This is a genomic window from Vibrio tetraodonis (assembly GCF_003350295.1).
Lineage (GTDB): Bacteria > Pseudomonadota > Gammaproteobacteria > Enterobacterales > Vibrionaceae > Vibrio > Vibrio tetraodonis.
The window spans coordinates 30527-47678 of sequence record NZ_QLYY01000029.1; the positions used below are offsets into that span (position 1 = coordinate 30527).

16 protein-coding genes, 1 rRNA gene and 1 riboswitch are annotated in these 17152 nt (G+C 42.7%); of the genes, 12 read left to right on the plus strand and 5 right to left on the minus strand.

All coding sequences use genetic code 11. The features are described 5' to 3' along the window. The gene (glpG, locus tag DPF90_RS19495) at nt 1–834 is read left to right on the plus strand and encodes a rhomboid family intramembrane serine protease GlpG (protein ID WP_114787968.1); all 834 of its coding nucleotides are present in this window, start codon (nt 1–3) and stop codon (nt 832–834) included. A gap of 15 nt (nt 835–849) precedes the next feature. Here the strand turns inward: glpG and DPF90_RS19500 are convergent, their stop codons facing one another. Continuing rightward, entirely contained in the window at nt 850–1257 is a 408-nt protein-coding gene (locus DPF90_RS19500; RefSeq protein WP_114787969.1) for a flagellar basal body-associated protein FliL, read from the minus strand. Nucleotides 1258–1418: 161 nt separating this feature from the next. Between DPF90_RS19500 and DPF90_RS19505 the strand changes: the two genes are divergently transcribed. Continuing rightward, nucleotides 1419–1958, plus strand: a complete 540-nt coding sequence (locus tag DPF90_RS19505; protein WP_114787970.1) for a chorismate lyase — start codon at nt 1419–1421, stop codon at nt 1956–1958. After that, nucleotides 1959–2813: a 4-hydroxybenzoate octaprenyltransferase gene (gene ubiA, locus DPF90_RS19510; protein ID WP_114787971.1), complete on the plus strand. Its 855-nt coding sequence runs from the start codon at nt 1959–1961 to the stop codon at nt 2811–2813. It begins immediately after the preceding gene. 75 nt (nt 2814–2888) lie between these two features. Here ubiA and plsB read toward each other — a convergent pair whose 3' ends face one another. Continuing rightward, complete coding sequence (plsB, locus tag DPF90_RS19515; protein WP_114787982.1) at nt 2889–5324, minus strand: glycerol-3-phosphate 1-O-acyltransferase PlsB; 2436 nt, start codon at nt 5322–5324, stop codon at nt 2889–2891. A 256-nt stretch (nt 5325–5580) separates the two neighbouring features. On the opposite strand from plsB, the gene DPF90_RS19520 reads away from it, so the two are divergent. The 4 genes from DPF90_RS19520 (at nt 5581) to dinF (ending at nt 9020) form a co-directional block, all read left to right on the plus strand. Then, nucleotides 5581–5943 (plus strand): diacylglycerol kinase, encoded by a 363-nt coding sequence (locus DPF90_RS19520; RefSeq protein ID WP_114787972.1) that lies wholly within the window; start codon nt 5581–5583, stop codon nt 5941–5943. A gap of 98 nt (nt 5944–6041) precedes the next feature. Beyond that, the gene (gene lexA / locus DPF90_RS19530) at nt 6042–6662 is read left to right on the plus strand and encodes a transcriptional repressor LexA (protein WP_114787974.1); all 621 of its coding nucleotides are present in this window, start codon (nt 6042–6044) and stop codon (nt 6660–6662) included. Nucleotides 6663–6823: 161 nt separating this feature from the next. Beyond that, nucleotides 6824–7636 (plus strand): class I SAM-dependent methyltransferase, encoded by an 813-nt coding sequence (locus tag DPF90_RS19535; RefSeq protein ID WP_114787983.1) that lies wholly within the window; start codon nt 6824–6826, stop codon nt 7634–7636. A 43-nt stretch (nt 7637–7679) separates the two neighbouring features. Then, nucleotides 7680–9020 (plus strand): MATE family efflux transporter DinF, encoded by a 1341-nt coding sequence (dinF, locus tag DPF90_RS19540; protein ID WP_114787984.1) that lies wholly within the window; start codon nt 7680–7682, stop codon nt 9018–9020. 42 nt (nt 9021–9062) lie between these two features. On the opposite strand, the gene sthA is transcribed toward dinF, so the two are convergent. Then, on the minus strand, nt 9063–10463 hold the full coding sequence (gene sthA, locus DPF90_RS19545; protein WP_114787975.1) for a Si-specific NAD(P)(+) transhydrogenase: 1401 nt from the start codon (nt 10461–10463) through the stop codon (nt 9063–9065). Nucleotides 10464–10745: 282 nt separating this feature from the next. On the opposite strand from sthA, the gene fabR reads away from it, so the two are divergent. Further along, nucleotides 10746–11387, plus strand: coding sequence for an HTH-type transcriptional repressor FabR (gene fabR / locus DPF90_RS19550; protein WP_114787976.1), 642 nt, complete (start codon nt 10746–10748; stop codon nt 11385–11387). After that, nucleotides 11387–11767: a YijD family membrane protein gene (locus DPF90_RS19555; RefSeq protein WP_114787977.1), complete on the plus strand. Its 381-nt coding sequence runs from the start codon at nt 11387–11389 to the stop codon at nt 11765–11767. Before fabR ends, DPF90_RS19555 begins: the two co-directional genes overlap by 1 nt. Before the next feature lie 61 nt (nt 11768–11828). Here DPF90_RS19555 and trmA read toward each other — a convergent pair whose 3' ends face one another. Further along, the gene (gene trmA / locus DPF90_RS19560) at nt 11829–12938 is read right to left on the minus strand and encodes a tRNA (uridine(54)-C5)-methyltransferase TrmA (RefSeq protein WP_114787978.1); all 1110 of its coding nucleotides are present in this window, start codon (nt 12936–12938) and stop codon (nt 11829–11831) included. A 157-nt stretch (nt 12939–13095) separates the two neighbouring features. Further along, nucleotides 13096–13297: riboswitch (cobalamin riboswitch) on the plus strand. Between the two features lie 56 nt (nt 13298–13353). Between trmA and DPF90_RS19565 the strand changes: the two genes are divergently transcribed. Together DPF90_RS19565 and murI are read left to right on the plus strand one after the other, a co-directional pair. Next, nucleotides 13354–15150, plus strand: coding sequence for a TonB-dependent receptor domain-containing protein (locus DPF90_RS19565; RefSeq protein WP_114787979.1), 1797 nt, complete (start codon nt 13354–13356; stop codon nt 15148–15150). Nucleotides 15151–15255: 105 nt separating this feature from the next. Next, nucleotides 15256–16086 (plus strand): glutamate racemase, encoded by an 831-nt coding sequence (murI, locus tag DPF90_RS19570; RefSeq protein ID WP_205395215.1) that lies wholly within the window; start codon nt 15256–15258, stop codon nt 16084–16086. On the opposite strand, the gene DPF90_RS19575 is transcribed toward murI, so the two are convergent. Continuing rightward, nucleotides 16052–16492 (minus strand): RNA recognition motif domain-containing protein, encoded by a 441-nt coding sequence (locus DPF90_RS19575; RefSeq protein WP_114787980.1) that lies wholly within the window; start codon nt 16490–16492, stop codon nt 16052–16054. The two genes, murI and DPF90_RS19575, sit on opposite strands and share 35 nt — an antisense overlap. Nucleotides 16493–17026: 534 nt before the next feature. On the opposite strand from DPF90_RS19575, the gene DPF90_RS19580 reads away from it, so the two are divergent. Beyond that, a 16S ribosomal RNA gene (locus DPF90_RS19580) occupies nt 17027–17152 on the plus strand; the annotation flags it as partial.

The window sequence follows — 17152 nt, forward strand, 5'->3', positions numbered from 1 at the left end:
ATGATAAGACTTGCTTCACTACCTAATCCTCGAATGGGCCAAGCCTTTATTGATTATATGGAGTCTCGGGGTATCAATATTAAGATGATGCCTGAAGGCAGGGATCAGTTTACCTTATGGTTAGTTGATCCCCAGCATCAGATAGAGACAGAGTCAGAGTTGCAACGTTTCCTAAAAAGCCCTAACGATAGTCGTTATCAAGCCGCGTCTTGGGATATGGCTGAAAGTCGCACTAACCAATTTCATTATTCTTCTCCTTCAATGATGTCCATGCTGAAGGCAAAAGCTGGTCCAGTAACCTTATCTCTGATGGTCCTCTGTACACTAGTTTTTTTCTTGCAACAATTTGGGACTGGCAAGGCCGTTTTCTCAGCATTGCATTTTCCCGCTTTCGCTGGACAAGAGTGGCAATTGTGGCGCTGGATTAGTCATGCGTTGTTGCATTTTTCCATCGTTCATATTGCCTTTAATCTACTTTGGTGGTGGCAACTGGGCGGAGATATTGAGCAAAAACTTGGAGCGAAGAAGCTGATTCAGCTATTTTTTGTTTCTTCGGCTCTCTCTGGTGCTGGGCAATATTGGGTCGAAGGGGCTAATTTTGGCGGTTTGTCTGGCGTAGTATATGCGCTAGTTGGTTACCTTTGGATGCTAGGATACAAAGCGCCGCATCTTGGACTGAGTATACCCAGACCTATTATTGGATTTATGCTGGTATGGCTAGTGCTTGGTTTTGTTCAGCCTTTTATGGCAATAGCAAATACCGCCCATTTGGTTGGCTTGCTTTGTGGAGTGATAATTGGTTTGCTGGATGCTGGAAGAATGAGGCAGTCATAGCCGCCTCGCTTTTATTTATTGATACAGGTATTTGGTAAACAATAGGTCTGCAATAACGGTTCTACCCGTTTCTGGTAATAAAATGGCGTTTAGCTTATCAACTAAAGTCTTGCGTAAATCTTCTCGTCCTGCCAGAGAAGTAATAGTATCGCCTGATTGTTTCCCGAGGAGTTCAATAACCGCGTCTCGTATCAGTGGTTGATGAAGTTCTATTATGGATAAATCAGCGCTGTTAGCTACCATGATGTCAATGCGAACCTGAATGTATCCGAGTTCTTTGCCCTTGGTATAAAAGTTGGTGGTGAGGTCGGGTTCAAGAGTAAAATAAGCCAGTTTATCTTCACCTTCACCTTCAGCTAATGAAGAAAAACTAAGCAGTATACTCAATGTAAACAATAACTGGACTAAGCAACGTTTAATCATAGGTTTGTCTTTTCTTTTTTCGAATGATGATACTAGAATCGCCAGACTCTTGTTACAATAGAACACTTTTAGAGAATTGTGCACGAGACAATTAAGCGATGGCTCTATAATCTAACCATCCTCTCATGCAATGGCGACAAAGCTACTTATTGAATACTAGTATGAATCAATCTACTTCGCTCTATTTATCTGCTCTTCGCCAAGCTGACTGGCAAGATCCTGATAAGTTCTGCTTCCCAACTCACATTTCGAAAAAATGGCTGCTAGAGAAAGGGTCGCTGTCTCGTTTACTGGAAACTCACTGCCAAGTATTAAGTGTCGACTTACTGCATAACAAAGTGGTTAAAGCAGAGAAACTTAATAGTCAGGAAGTGGAGCTTTTGCAGCGAGAACCCTGCTTACTGAGAAAGGTCGTGCTGAGAGGTGATGGTTGTCCTTGGGTGCTTGGTCGAACTTTGATCCCAAATTCATCCATGGAGGATCATGAGTTTGATTTCACTATGCAGGGCGAGAAACCTTTGGGTTTGACGATATTTACTTCTGATGACATTAAGCGTGATTCTCTTCAAGTCGCTTGGTTAAAAACGTCTGATGGTGATTTCCTAGCACGTCGTTCTCGCTTATGGGTGAATCAAAAGCCAATGTTGATTGCTGAGCTATTTTTACCTAGCGCGCCAATTTACAGTAAGGAGAATGAGTGAATGATTGCTAAAAGAGCACACGCATATTGGCAATTAATGCGAATGGATAGACCCATTGGTTCATTACTCTTATTGTGGCCTACATTATGGTCTCTATTTATCTCAGCGCAGGGCATGCCTGATTTAAAAGTTCTGATCGTATTTAGTCTTGGTGTTCTTTTTATGCGCTCAGCGGGTTGTGTTATTAATGATTTTGCCGATCGCAGGGTTGATGGCCATGTGAAGCGAACTCATCAGCGACCCTTACCTTCCGGTAGAGTTAGTGCTTTTGAAGCCATAGGCTTATTTTTGATTTTGTGTCTGATGTCTTTCTTGTTGGTTTTGACCATGAATACGCTGACAATAAAGTTGTCATTGATTGCTTTGGTTTTGGCGTTTATTTATCCATTTATGAAGCGCTATACTCACCTTCCTCAACTCTTTCTGGGGTTGGCGTATAGCTGGTCTATTCCTATGGCATGGGCAGCTCAGACAGGAGAACTCTCTCCTGTAGCTTGGTATATCTTTACTATCAATGCCATCTGGACCATTGCCTACGACACTCAATATGCGATGGTTGATAGAGATGATGATCTTAAAATTGGCATTAAGTCGACGGCCATTTTGTTTGGACGCTGGGATAAGTTAGTGATTGGTTTATTGCAGCTGACCACGTTAATTATGCTGATTGCTTTAGGTTGGTGGTATGACTTAGGGTTTACCTATTATTTGAGCTTGGTGCTGGTGACTGGTTTATTTGTGTTTCAGCAGCGCCTTACTTACTATCGTGAGCGAGAAAAATGTTTTAGTGCATTTTTAAACAATAACTATGTTGGCATGGCAATCGCTGCTGGATTGTGGCTCAGTTTCTGGTAAAGGCTAATGATGTTCCAAAGAAGAGGCAACCTAAACAGGTTGCCTCTTCTTGTTTCGACGATTGCTGTTACGCACTTATGGCGTCTCTGATGCTTGGCAAATACTTTCTTTGATAGTCAAGCATACCTCTGGTGAGAGTAATGAATACAGTAGGTCAGCGAGCGCTTGGCTTTTTTCTTGGTCACAGCTTCCATCATTATCTAAATAACCTTGTTGCTTTAAAGTGGTTAACATGGATGAAAATACACCCTTGTCGAAGAACTCTGGTGCATTAATGCCGTGTAGACGTCCCAGTCTTTGGGCTATTTCCTGACTTTTTTGCTCCAAATCTCCTTTATTCAGATTTGGGCTGGTCGGTAATAGATTGAGTGTAATAGCATAGCGTTGAAGGGTTTCGGTAATTGTACGGCCCAGTAACATCAGCATTTGGATATTATCTTGTCTGATTGCCACATTATGCCGCCCATCTACAGTAACAAGGCCCAAGCGAGCAATTTCCTCAATCGTCGATTCAGTGAATTCACCTAACTTATCATCTTCAATACTTAGGAAGAGCTCTTGTTTTAGGAAAGGGTAAATCAAGGCAACATTGGTTTTAATCTTTTTCAAACTCAGCTTTTGGTGACGGATAAGGATCTGAGCAATCAAAGAGGGAATCGCAAATAGGTGGATAATATTATTGCGGTAGTAGGTCATCAGTATTGACTGGTTGCGATCAAGAGAGACTACGTCGCCCATACTGTCAGAGTCGATGACAAATTTGTCCAATGACTCTGCATGACAAACTAGTTCCTCCGCGCTTTCATTAGGCACGGTAAACGTAGAAGAATAGGGGGCATTCTTTAGCAGTGCCAAGTAGCAATCCACTTGTTTAATCAAGCTATCTCTTGATAGAGCACGTTGACGTGAGGCGAGCAAAGCTGTAGCGCATAACGTCAGAGCGTTGGTTGCCGCTGCATCGTTGATATTTGTCATGACTTTAGTAGCAAGTACGTTGACTACAGGGTTTATCCATTGAGGTTTGGCACTACCAACAGGATCTATGTCTTGTGTCCATTCTGGAACGTGCTCATTGAGATAGTGATTAAGCTGAATTGGTTCACCAAAGTTGACGTAGCCTTGGCCAAAATTACGCAACTTCCTAATCGTTTTTAGTACCAGTCCTGCATTTTCCTTTTCTTTTCTTTTCCCTCTCAGCTCTTTTGCATATGTGCTGACTTCCATGACATGCTCATAACCAATATAAACCGGGACCAAGGTGACAGGGCGATTTAAACCGCGCAGCATAGCTTGGATTGTCATTGCCAACATGCCCGTTTTAGCTTGCAGCAGGCGACCAGTGCGAGAGCGGCCTCCTTCACTGAAATATTCCACTGAGTAACCTTTGGAAAATAGCTCTGCTAGATATTCACGGAAAATAGTGGAATAGAGTTTATTCCCTTTAAAGCTGCGGCGAATAAAGAAAGCGCCGCCGCGACGAAATATGGGTCCTGCAGGAAAGAAATTAAGGTTAATACCAGCAGCAATATGTGGTGGCACCATACCTTCATGGTACAAAACGTACGATAGTAACAAGTAATCCATATGGCTGCGATGACAGGGCACATAGACTATTTCATGGCCGTCTTGAGCTAGTTTGCGCACCACTGATGCATTATTGATATTGAGGCCTTGATAAATACGGTTCCATAGCCAACTCAGTAGTCGCTCGCCTTTTTTAATCATTGAATAGGAGAAATCTGAGGCGATTTCATCCATGATCGAGTGGGCTTCTTTACGAGCTTTTTCTAGTGATATATTTTTAGTTTTGGCTGTATCTTCGATCGCCTTGATAATCGCTTTTGAACGCATTAAACGAGCAAAAAGGGCTTCTCTGTTGGGTAAGTTTGGTCCAGAAGCGGCTAACTTTTGGCGTGAGAAATGAATGCGAGCCACTCTCGCAAGCTTATGAGCGATTGATACGTCAGTACCATGGGAGTCAGCCATATACCTAAGTGATACAACAGGACTGATTCTAACTAGACAGTCACGACCATATTTCAGGACAGCGATCGCTTTTTCTGGACCGTTAAGCGCCTGTAAATAAGGTGTTTTTTTTGATTCTTTTCCTGGTTTTCTTCCCCATAATACCGAAGTTGGGATAACTTGCACATCGAGTTTATTGTCATGTTTATGCTGTTCAAGTAGCTCATAAAACAGAGCAATCGACTCATTAGGCACATTATGATCGTTACTCATCACAGTTTGACGAGAAGAGATGAACACGTAGCGCCGGAACGACTTACCATTGATTTCAATCGGAGTGAACAGATCCGGCAGACCCAATTGAATGACTTGCGCTTGGAGCGTAAGCAAATCAACACTCGACCGATAGGGCAGCGCATAAACTATGGGTTTGTTCAGATCAATACCATGATCTTCAATGGGATTGGAGGGAATGGTTGTTCCTTTTACCATCATTGATAAAGGCAGTTTTAGTAATGCACTTGGTAATGATTGTCCTGAAGACATAAGGTTTATAGCCTCGAAAAACAGATAAATCGCAGAAGCCACGCTGAGCTTCACCAACGCTGACTTTTTTGGGGTTGCAAGAATACCAGAAACTGGTCGAACCTTTTACCGTAAATTGAACATAAGCACGTCGATGTCACTTAATATTTTGAGTCTGTTGACTTTATTCTTACGGTCTTCATGCTAAGCAATAAACTTGTCGACAAAGCTAAAGTGTTGGGATCAATATTTGTTGATTTGCTATGAGGGAAAGCATGTGACACAGAAAACACTTCATGGATTAAAACGCATTAAAAATGCGACTCGATACTCGTGCCAAGGTTTGCGTTCTGCATTTAGCAATGAGCCAGCTTTTCGTGAAGAAGTCGTACTAAGCGTCATCATGATACCCACGGCTGTGATCTTGGATATCACTCAGATTGAGCGTATTTTACTCATTGCTACTGTTATCTTGGTTTTGATTGCAGAGCTTTTCAATAGTGCAATTGAAGCTGTGGTGGACCGAATTGGTCCAGAGCAGCATCCCTTGTCTGGCCGAGCAAAAGATATTGGCTCTGCAGCTGTGATGCTAACTATGTTATTGACTGCTTACGTGTGGGTAGAAGTATTGTTTTTGTAGTCAAAAGGTTAACTAAATCAAAAAAACACCAATTGGCTTTTCATTTAATCGATTGCTGGATATACTCACAGTTAACTGTATAAAAAGACAGGTGAGTCATGAAGCCACTAACACCACGCCAGCAACAAGTATATGATCTGATCAAAAGCAAAATTGAAGATACAGGTATGCCTCCAACAAGAGCGGAAATTGCTCGAGAGCTTGGTTTTCGTTCAGCCAATGCAGCAGAGGAGCACCTCAAAGCTCTCGCTCGCAAGCAAGCGATTGAAATTATTCCAGGAGCATCTCGCGGTATTCGTATCTTGTTAGAAGACGCCGCCAATGATGCTGCTGGGCTGCCTCTCATTGGTCAGGTGGCAGCTGGAGAACCGATTCTGGCTCAGGAGCATGTTGAAACTCACTACCAACTGGATCCCTCCATGTTTAAGCCTCAAGCAGACTTTTTATTACGAGTTAATGGTGAAAGCATGAAAGATATTGGGATTATGGATGGTGACTTGTTGGCTGTTCATAAGACACAAGATGTTAATGATGGTCAGGTTATTGTGGCAAGAGTTGATGATGATGTAACTGTGAAAAGACTTGAACGTAAGGGTTCTACTGTCCTATTGCATGCAGAGAATGAGGAGTTTGCTCCAATTAAGGTTGATCTCACCAGTCAGCACTTAACTATCGAAGGTTTAGCGGTTGGTATTATTCGTAATACCGATTGGATGTAGATATTGATGGTTGAATCTCTACTGTTTGGTGTGTGGATATCATAAACATTTAGAGATATGGCTCATAGTTCGCACCTTTTAACTGAGAATTGTTCTCAATAACTTGAATTGTTAACTGATATTCATTATCATCTAACTCCTAATAATGGAGGAAGATGATAATGGTCGCTAGACAAAAGGTTTCAGGGCATCGTTACCAGGTTCCTGTTAATTTACTTCAGCCTCTATGGTTTCGCAGCCGAGAAAGTTTGGTTGATGATGGTTTAGTATATGATCCGATAGCAGCTACTGCTTGCCAACGTTGTCAGCTCGCACCTGAATGCTTGTCAGGAGATATTGACCAGAAACAGCTCCTCCATGCCACTTTAACTCAGATTTGTGATGAGCGAGTGAATCATTTTCTTTCCCAGCACCCGGACGGCTGGATAATCAATGTTGGTGCTGGTTTAGATACCCGTTTTTATCGTGTAGATAACGGACGTTGTCATTGGTTAGAGTTGGATGTGACAGAGAACTTATTGTGGCGCCAAAAGCTATTCCATAAAAGTGAGCGCTACCAACATATCTGCGGTTATGTTGATGACCTATCTTGGCTTGAGCAGCTTCCAATTTCAGAGCAGACGCCAGTTTTAATTGTTTGTGAGCACGCTTTGCTTGATTGCAGTGAAAAGCAAGTGGGTAAGTTTATCCAAGCATTGGGGCGTCACTTTGATTCAGCAATAGCATGTATAGTGCTAGCAGGCGATAGAGCATCAAGCCGGCTAGGGAAAAAAATGGGCTCAGGGACATACAGCCATGGGTATTCTTCGCCGGGAGATGCGGTACTTAACTATCTTCCGTGGTCTCGCTGGGTCAGAACTTTTTCTCCTCTTGATAGACATTGTGGGCGTTGGAAGTTTTGGCAGCGCTGGCTGACAAAATTTAGCTCTTTTAAGCACAGACTAACACCAGTAGTGATTCAGCTTCGCTGGTAATCCGGTTACAATTTCCACTCTCTAATACCAGATGGTGGATAATTTGAACATCTTACGACTCCTTTGTGATAAAGCGCTACATAAGCAAGTGTTGTTACTTGCTATCCCTATGGTGCTTTCCAATATCACAGTACCCCTTCTTGGTTTAGTTGATGCAGCAGTCATTGGCCACCTAGAGCACGCTTGGTATTTAGGTGGCGTAGCTCTAGGCAGCACAATGATCAGTGTGGCTTTTTGGCTGCTTGGCTTTTTGCGCATGTCTACCACTGGGCTCGCTGCTCAATCCTATGGTGCAGACAGCGGAAAGCAGCTTGCGATAGTTTTCACCCAAGGTCTTCTTATGGCAGTGGGGTTTGCATTAGCGTTTATTGTTCTTCATCCATTTATTGCTGATTTCGTATTTTCAGTCAGTAGCGCCAGTGAGCAAGTGAAATATTATGGCCAGCAGTATTTCTCTGTTCGCGTATGGAGCGCTCCAGCAGCTCTAGTCAACTACGTTCTCTTAGGCTGGTTACTGGGGACACAAAACTCAAAGGCCCCTATGTGGATGGTTATCATTGTTAACTCAACAAACATTGCTTTGGATATTCTTTTTGTTGTGGGTTTGGGTTGGAAAGTAGAAGGAGCCGCTTTAGCCTCGGTTATTGCTGATTATAGCGGTATGATTTTTGGCCTTTGGTGTGTCTATAAAACTTGGCAACAAAAACAGTTGCCAAAGCTGCTTACGTTAGTGAAAGACACTTCCCACGGACTGAGTAGGTTCATCAAGTTAAATCGTGACATTTTTCTGCGCTCTTTGTGTTTACAAGCGACCTTCACTTTTATGACTTTCCAAGGTGCGAGCTTTGGAGATGATGTGGTGGCTGCCAATGCGGTGTTGATGAGTTTTTTAATGATTATTTCTTATGGTATGGACGGTTTTGCTTACGCAATGGAAGCATTAGTGGGTAAAGCCTTTGGCGCCAAAGATAAACTGCAATTGAGCCGCTCTTTAATTGGAACCTTTTTCTGGGGGGTGGTGATTTGCGCGGGCTTAACTCTAGTGTTTAGCCTTGCTGGTTCTTCGTTAGTGAGTCTAATCACAGATATTTCCAAAGTAGCAGACACCGCTAACCTTTACCTTCCATGGCTGGTGGCTATGCCACTTGTGTCCATGTGGTGCTTTTTATTTGATGGAATTTTTATTGGCGCAACAAAGGGCCAAGAAATGCGCAATAGTATGTTTGGTGCTATGTGTGTCTTTTTTGGTTTGTTCTTTGGCTTTTCGGATATGGGTAATCATGCTTTGTGGTTAGCCATGTTGGGCTTTATGGCAATGCGGGGCATGAGTTTGGGTGTGATTTTTTATCGCCAATGGCGAGAAGAGCGCTTCTTTATGGTGTAAGTTACAGCCACTCGATCAGAAGTGGCTGCGCAGATTTACTACTTAAAATAAACGATTAAGGCCATTAAGAGCAGCAACCCGATAGGCTTCTGCCATGGTTGGGTAGTTGAAGGTAGTATTGACGAAATACTCTATGGTGTTTGCTTCGCCTTTTTGCTCCATGATAGCTTGGCCGATGTGGATAATTTCGGCAGCGCGCTCACCAAAACAGTGAATACCTAAAATTTCTTTAGTTTCACGGTGGAAGAGAATCTTTAGGCTGCCTATATCTTTACCTGCAATTTGGGCCCGAGCGAGGTGTTTAAATGACGTGCGTCCCACCTCGTATGGAATTTTAGCGGCAGTGAGCTCTTGCTCGGTTTTACCAACCGAGCTGATTTCTGGGATGGTGTATATACCGGTTGGGATATCTTCAATGAGGTGACTGTCTGCCTGCCCTTTTTCAATTGCTTGAGCAACGAATCTGCCTTGGTCATAGGCAGCGCTCGCAAGGCTAGGATATCCGATCACATCACCCACAGCATAGATATGCTCAACATCGGTTTGATAATTGCTGTCTACACTTAGTTGCCCTCTTGAGTCAGCACTGAGCCCTACAGCTGATAAGTTAAGCTTATCGGTATTACCGGTTCGTCCGTTGGCAAATAGTAAGCAGTCTGCGCGCATTTTCTTGCCGGACTCTAAGTGGATAATAACGCCTTGGTCAGTACCTTCGATTTTTTCGTAGGTTTCATCATTTCGAATCACAACACCGCTATTCCAAAAATGATAAGATAGAGCATCCGATACCTCGTTATCGAGAAAAGACAGTAAGCGATCACGGGTATTGATAAGGTCGGTTTTAACGCCAAGCCCTCTGAAGATAGAGGCGTATTCACAACCAATAACGCCAGCACCGTAGATAATAATATGGCGAGGGTCATGACTCAGGCTCAAGATAGAGTCGCTGTCATAAATGCGTTCATGCGTAAAATCAACGTCTTTAGGCTGGTACGGGCGAGATCCTGTTGCGATAATAAATCGGTCTGCGCTATACAGCTCTTCTGTACCATCAGCCTGTGCGACAGCAATGGTGTACTTGTCGGTAAACCGTGCGGTACCAAAAATTAAGGAGCACTGGTTACGGTCATAGAATCCTTGTCTTAGGCGCGTTTGTTTATCAATCACAGTTTTAGCGTGGCCTAAGATATTAGAAAAGGTAGAATGGAGACTGGTGTTGTTATGGCAAAAAAGAGGATTGTTATTAAATTCGATGATACGGCTGACGGCATGGCGAAGTGATTTTGAGGGGATTGTCCCCCAATGAGTACATCCGCCACCCACGCTAGTTTCTTTCTCAACGATGGCGACATTGAGTCCCGCTTTGGTTAGCCCCATTGCAGCCCCTTCTCCTCCAGGACCACTACCGATAACAATTACGTCAAAGTGGTTACTTTCCGCCATAACTTTTCCTTGGTTATACTATTTTTTACATTGCTTTATCGAGATTTTAACTGATTTCTCGATAATGCACACGTATTGAAGCCTTTAAGTAAGTGAGTATGCAGAATAGGGCTGTTTTGATATTTGTCTATGAGTATATCGCTAAATTTATGTTAAATGATTGAAAAGCTGGGCGAATTGGGTTTAATTACCATCTGATTATCAAAGGTAGTGATTTTGTCTTATGTCTTTGCTCTAATCATTGTATATTTGCTAGCGAGCAAATTATTCAATAACAAGTAGATGGCAATCATGGGAATACGAGCACAGCAAAAAGAAAAAACGCGTCGTTCAGTCATTGATGCAGCCTTTAGCCAGCTCAGCGCTGAGCGAAGCTTTTCTAACTTAAGCTTAAGAGAAGTCGCCCGTGAAGCTGGGATCGCTCCTACCTCTTTTTATCGCCATTTTAAAGATATGGACGAGCTTGGCTTAACTATGGTTGATGAGGGAGGCTTATTACTTCGTCAATTGATGCGCCAAGCTCGGCAAAGGATAGTGAAAGAGGGAAGCGTGATACGAACTTCCGTTGAGACCTTCATGGAGTTTATTGATAATCACCCCAATGTTTTCAGACTTTTGTTACGAGAACGTTCAGGAACATCATTTGAATTTCGAGCTGCTGTAGCGAGAGAAATTCAACATTTTGTTGCTGAGCTGACCGAGTACCTTATTAGTACTCGAATGTCTCGTGATGAAGCATACACTCAAGCGGAAGCCTCAGTCACTTTGGTGTTTAGCTCAGGTGCAGAAGCACTAGATTTAGTCAGCCATGAACGTGATGAACTGGCTGAGAGATTGATTACTCAATTGCGCATGATTGCCAAAGGCGCTTTGTGGTACCGAAAAGAACGTGAACGTAACCGATTAAAAGGTGGAACAGATTAATGTCGAATGAAGTAAACCGAGTGGATACTGGCTCAGAGAAAAAAACCTTAATATTGGCACTTATTGCTGGTATGTGTGGTGATGCCTTGTTGTCTTGGCTAACAATGAGTGAAGTCTCTTTTTCTATTTTTCCTCTAATTGCGCTGGTTCTATCTGTGCAGGCTCTCTATCAAGAATACCTCCGCAACCCTGTCTCTGAAGACATTCCGCTCGTCGGATTAGCTTGTTTTTTTGTTGGAGCTTTTGGCCATTCGGCGTTCGTTAAAGCCCAGCATCCAGATGCGGGTTCTAACTTTTTTGCCATCGTCGTCTCATTACTTCTGCTAGTGTGGATAGGTAAAAAGCTCGGCTTTATGGATCGGGCCACTCGGACAGAATAAAGCGGTAAAAATAAAAAACGAGCTTAAGGGCTCGTTTTTTATTTTTGATTAGAGGTTGATACTAAGCTTTTCTTTCCAGCATTACGCCCGCTTCCATATGGTGGGTATATGGAAACTGATCAAACAGCGCAAAACGCGTAACTTTGTGTGTCTGACACAAAACATCTAAATTATCTTTGAGTGTTTCTGGATTGCAGGAAATATAAACAATACGTTGGTATCCTTGCACCATTTTACAGGTGTCTATATCCATGCCAGCTCTTGGCGGATCGACAAAAATTGTATTGCAATCGTAGCTTTTTAAATCCACGCCAGCATCTTTGAGACGGCGAAACTCTCGTTTCCCTTCGATGGCTTGGGTAAATTCCTCCGCTGAAAGGCGTAATATCTGCACGTTATCAATTTTATTAGCCGCAATATTATACTGGGCGGACTCAACCGAAGGTTTGGCAAGCTCAGTTGCCAGTACACGTCCAAAGTTTTGTGCCAGTGCGAGAGAAAAATTACCATTGCCACAATAGAGCTCTAGCAAATCGCCTTGACTATCACGCGTACAGTCTATTGCCCATTCCAGCATTTTCTCGGCGACTTTTCCGTTTGGTTGAGTAAAACTGTTTTCTACTTGCTGGTATAGATATGGCTGCCCATTTACGTTCAGCTTCTCAATCACATAATCACGATCGAGTACAACTTTCATTTTTCTCGCTCGCCCAATGATATTGAGCTTATAGCCTTTAACGATTAGGCGCTGTTTGAGTGCTTTTGCGTTTTCAATCCACTGTTCATCTAATTGGCGATGATATAAAAGGGAGATAAGAATCTCACCACTGAGCGTTGAGAGGAAGTCGACTTGGAAGAGTTTACGACGCAGTAAATTATTGTTTTTCATCTCACCCATCAAAAGCGGCATCACTTCATTGATCAAACCACTGGCGGCTGGAAACTGATCAACACGATATTTTTCACGCGTTTCCTGATTGAACATGATGTAGTAAAGGTCATCACCCTCATGCCAAACACGAAACTCAGCGCGCATGCGATAATGTTGGCTTTCAGATTCAAACACCTCAAGCTTTGGCATTTGGTAACAAGTGAACATTTGCTCAAGACGCGCTTTTTTTTCGTTCAATTGTTCTTGGTAGTCTTGTGGGTTTACGTCAAGATTCGCCATGCTCTTTACCTTAGGTTGTTGCTCGTTGAGGTTGTATTTCATTTAGGAGCGCAGATTTTATTCAATCTCAGCGCTATGTCCAGTCCCATTCTAGGCATAGCCAACATATAAAAGCCAAATTAGCGATATTAAAGTGGACAAACTACCGATTGCTTAATAACATCGTCGTCAAGCTGGTGCCATTTAGATGTATAGATGGCTGAAAAGGGAATCTGGTGTAAATCCAGAACTGACGCGCAGCGGTAAGAGAGAACGAAAGCTCCCATGACACTGAATGAAGCATCATTTGGGAAGTCGAGTGATTAGGTGGCACAGCCATGCTCTTGAGTCCGAATACCTGCCAGCGACTGAGCAGTGGTATTGGAGTGCAACACTCCAAGCTCGGTAGGACTTACGCGATTTAGGAACTATAACAATGAACCGAACAATGTTAGCGATGGCAGTAGCATCGCTGCTTCCCTACGCCTCTCTTTTATATGCTCAAGAGACTTCCATCGATGAAACTATGGTGGTTACGGCGAATCGATTTGAGCAATCAATAAATTCAACTCTTGCCCCAGTCGTGGTCGTGACCAAGGAGGACATTCAGTCTACTCAAGCCAAGTCGATCGAAGAAGTATTACGTCGATTGCCCGGCATACAAGTGTCTAGTAATGGTGGTTATGGTCAAACAGCTAGCGTTTATATTCGAGGCACTGAGTCTGATCACGCGCTGATACTGGTAAACGGTGTTCGTGTGAGCAGCGCTACTGCGGGATTAACGGCCATTTCTTCTTTGTCATTAAACGGCGTGGAGCGAATAGAGTATGTGCGAGGTCCACGAACCGCTGTATACGGTTCGGATGCTATTGGTGGAGTAATCAATATAATTACCTCATACACTGGTGATGAAACTGAGTTATGGGTAGAGGGTGGTAGTAATAAGTATCAAAAATATGCTGTAAATACGGCTAATCAGATTGGAGAAAACGGCTGGGTCAAGGCCTCTGTTAATCGTGAAAAAACAGATGGGTTTTCAGCTACCAACGAAAACACTTCAAGCTTTGATCCCGACAATGATGGTTATGACCATACTGACTTGTTGTTAGAGCTGGGGGTTAACCCGACTGATGAGTTAAATTTTAAATGGAACACGAACTACACGGAGGGTGATATTGAGTTTGATTCTGGAGAACAAAAGCAAAAGTTATTAAGCAGTTCAATTGTTGGAGCTTATAAAACTGACTCGTTGAGCAGCGAAGTGATACTAGCAGCTAGTAGAGATCAATCTTCTTACGTAGACTCATCGGATAACTATGAGACCAATCGACTATCTGTTGCTTGGCAAAATGGTTATCAAATTAATGCTGACTTGTTAATGTTAGGTGGTGTGGACTGGGTCAATGACGATGTGTCTGAGTCCACTATAGAGTATGCTAAAACAAGTCGTTCAAATCTGGGTGTATATACTTCTGGACTATATTCAAAAGATAAAATTCAAGCAGAAGTGAGCCTGCGTATTGATGATAATGAGCAGTATGGAGATTACACCACTTGGCAAGTGGGTTCAGGCTACAACTTTACTCCAATTTACCGTTTATCCGTGATGGCAGGTACCGCTTTTAAATCGCCTACATTTAATGACTTGTACTACCCATCATCGAAGTGGGGGGATTATGCGAATCCTGACTTAACACCAGAAGAGTCTCTAAACTACGAGATTGCTTTGGATGTAACTCCATCGATTGGTGATTTTAGAGTTGCTTTCTACCAGAATGAAATCTCTGACTTGATATCGGTTTCTGGTTCGACTGGTAAAAATGAAAACATTGCAAAAGCAGAAATAAAGGGCGTCGAACTTGTTGGAGAGTTTGCAACTGGTGCTTTATTTCACTCGGCAAGTATCGATGTAATGGATACTGAGAATAAGGAAACAGGTAAAGAGTTAGCTCGAAGATCAAAGTACAGTGCTAAATGGAATGTAAGCTACACGTATTATGATTGGAACTTTGACTTAAGTTATCTCTATCGTGGCGAGAGCTATGATGATGCTGCTAACAAAACTAAGTTGGATGCATACTCTCTAATTGACTTCTCAACCCATTACTATATTACAGACAATTTGATTGCTCGTGGCAAAATTGCCAACTTATTTGATGAAGACTACGAAACGTCATATGGCTACAACACTCAAGAGCGTAGTTATTTTGCAGGACTTAACTATAAGTTTTAACTTTAAACCGCCTTCGGGCGGTTTTGTTTAGTTGTTACCAGAAAAATCAACAATACTTAACCTCACTCATTTAATGAAAAGATTGCCAAATTGAGCTTAGTGAGTATGATTGGCCAATCGAATAGTGTGGATTACCAAGTGTCGCAACAAACAAAAATCCTAATCTTTGATTCTGGAGTCGGCGGGCTATCAGTGTTTAAAGAGATAGAGGCAAAACTGCCAGCGCTTAACTACTTTTATATTTTTGATAATGCTGCTTACCCATATGGTGAGCTAGAGCATGAGACACTGACCGAGCGTGTTGAGGCGCTGGTTTGTCAATATGTAGAAAAGCTTGAGATTGATCTTGTTGTGATTGCATGTAATACAGCCAGCACGATTGTTTTGCCCTCGCTGCGCGCCAGGTTATCTATACCTGTGGTCGGTGTGGTGCCTGCCATTAAACCAGCGTCTAACCTTGCCAATAAAGCTGTTGGTCTTATTGCCACCCCTGCCACTGTCACTCGCGAATACACCCATGACTTAATCAGGGACTTCTCTAAAACTAAGCCGGTGGAGCTGTTAGGCTCGACATTATTGGTTGATATGGCAGAGGAAAAACTGCGCGGGAGAGAGCTATCGCAGCTTGAGTTACAGCAAGCGCTAGAGCCAATGGCAGGCAAGATAGATGTTGCCGTTCTCGGGTGTACCCATTTCCCTCTTATCAAACAAGAAATCCAACATGTATTGGGTGAGCATGTATTGCTGGTTGATTCAGGAGAAGCAATTGCTCGTCGAGTACAAGAGTTACTCGGGAAAGACGGGTTTGGTGATGACGGTGAAAAAGGGAAGCGTGAGATTTTCTCAACGGCTCCTCCGTATGCTGAAGGAGCGTTGAATAAAGCTTTACAGGGGTGGGGCTTTAGTCCTGTTCAACTTGAGATTTTGGATCGTTAGCAATTCGGACTTTTAAAGTACGCTGCATATAATCCTTTTCATTTAATCCTTCTATTGCTTTGACAACGTCTGTTGCAGCCATTACTACAAAACCAAACCCTCGCCTTTTTCCGGTTCTTTTATCCTTCATAAGGCGCACAGCAAAAACCTCACCATGCTTGGCAAATAAATCTTTTACGTGCGACTCATTTGCTTTATACGGCAGATTTCCTACATAAAGGGTTTTCGTTGTAGTGTCATGGCTGATTACTGGCTTAGATGAGGTGTTTGAAAATCTAATAACAAAAGTGGAAACAAAAACACCGACAACAAAGCTGAGTGCAGGATGAACATTAACCTGTGAAAAGATAATCGCGCCCAATATAGCTAAGGCGGCAATCATTAACATTGATTTATTTGAACTCATATTGGGAAACAACTTCGTAAGTTAAGAATAAAATGCCTAAGCATTATTGACATAGACACACAGATCTTACGTATATGGTTGTTGTTTTTCCAACCTATTGGTGTGACATGACTCAAATGTTGCAATTTTATCCTAATTTTAAGCGATCTGGTCTATTTTTGAGCACTCAAACAATAAGGTAAAAAAAAGCCTTGTGATCTTTGTCATTGTCCATATAATGCCGCCTCACCGAAACGAAGCAGAGTCACCTCTGATTTATTCGGTACGACTAGAGAAGAAAGTGTTAAAAAGTTCTTGACTTTAGTAAAGAAATGCGTAAGATACGCATCCCTAACAACGGGGCTTAGCGCCTTGTTGGAATGCTCTTTAACAAACTAAACCTATCAATCTGTGTGGGCACTCGTTGATGATAATCCAAAAAGATTTATCAATGAACTGAGTGACCAATCGGTAGTAATACCGGCACAGTCAATTCAACATTACACAGTAATGTTATCAGTATTCATTGAGCCGCATCTTAGATGCACAAAACTTTAATTGAAGAGTTTGATCATGGCTCAGATTGAACGCTGGCGGCAGGCCTAACACATGCAAGTCGAGCGGAAACGAGCTATCTGACCCTTCGGGTGACGATAACGGCGTCGAGCGGCGGACGGGTGA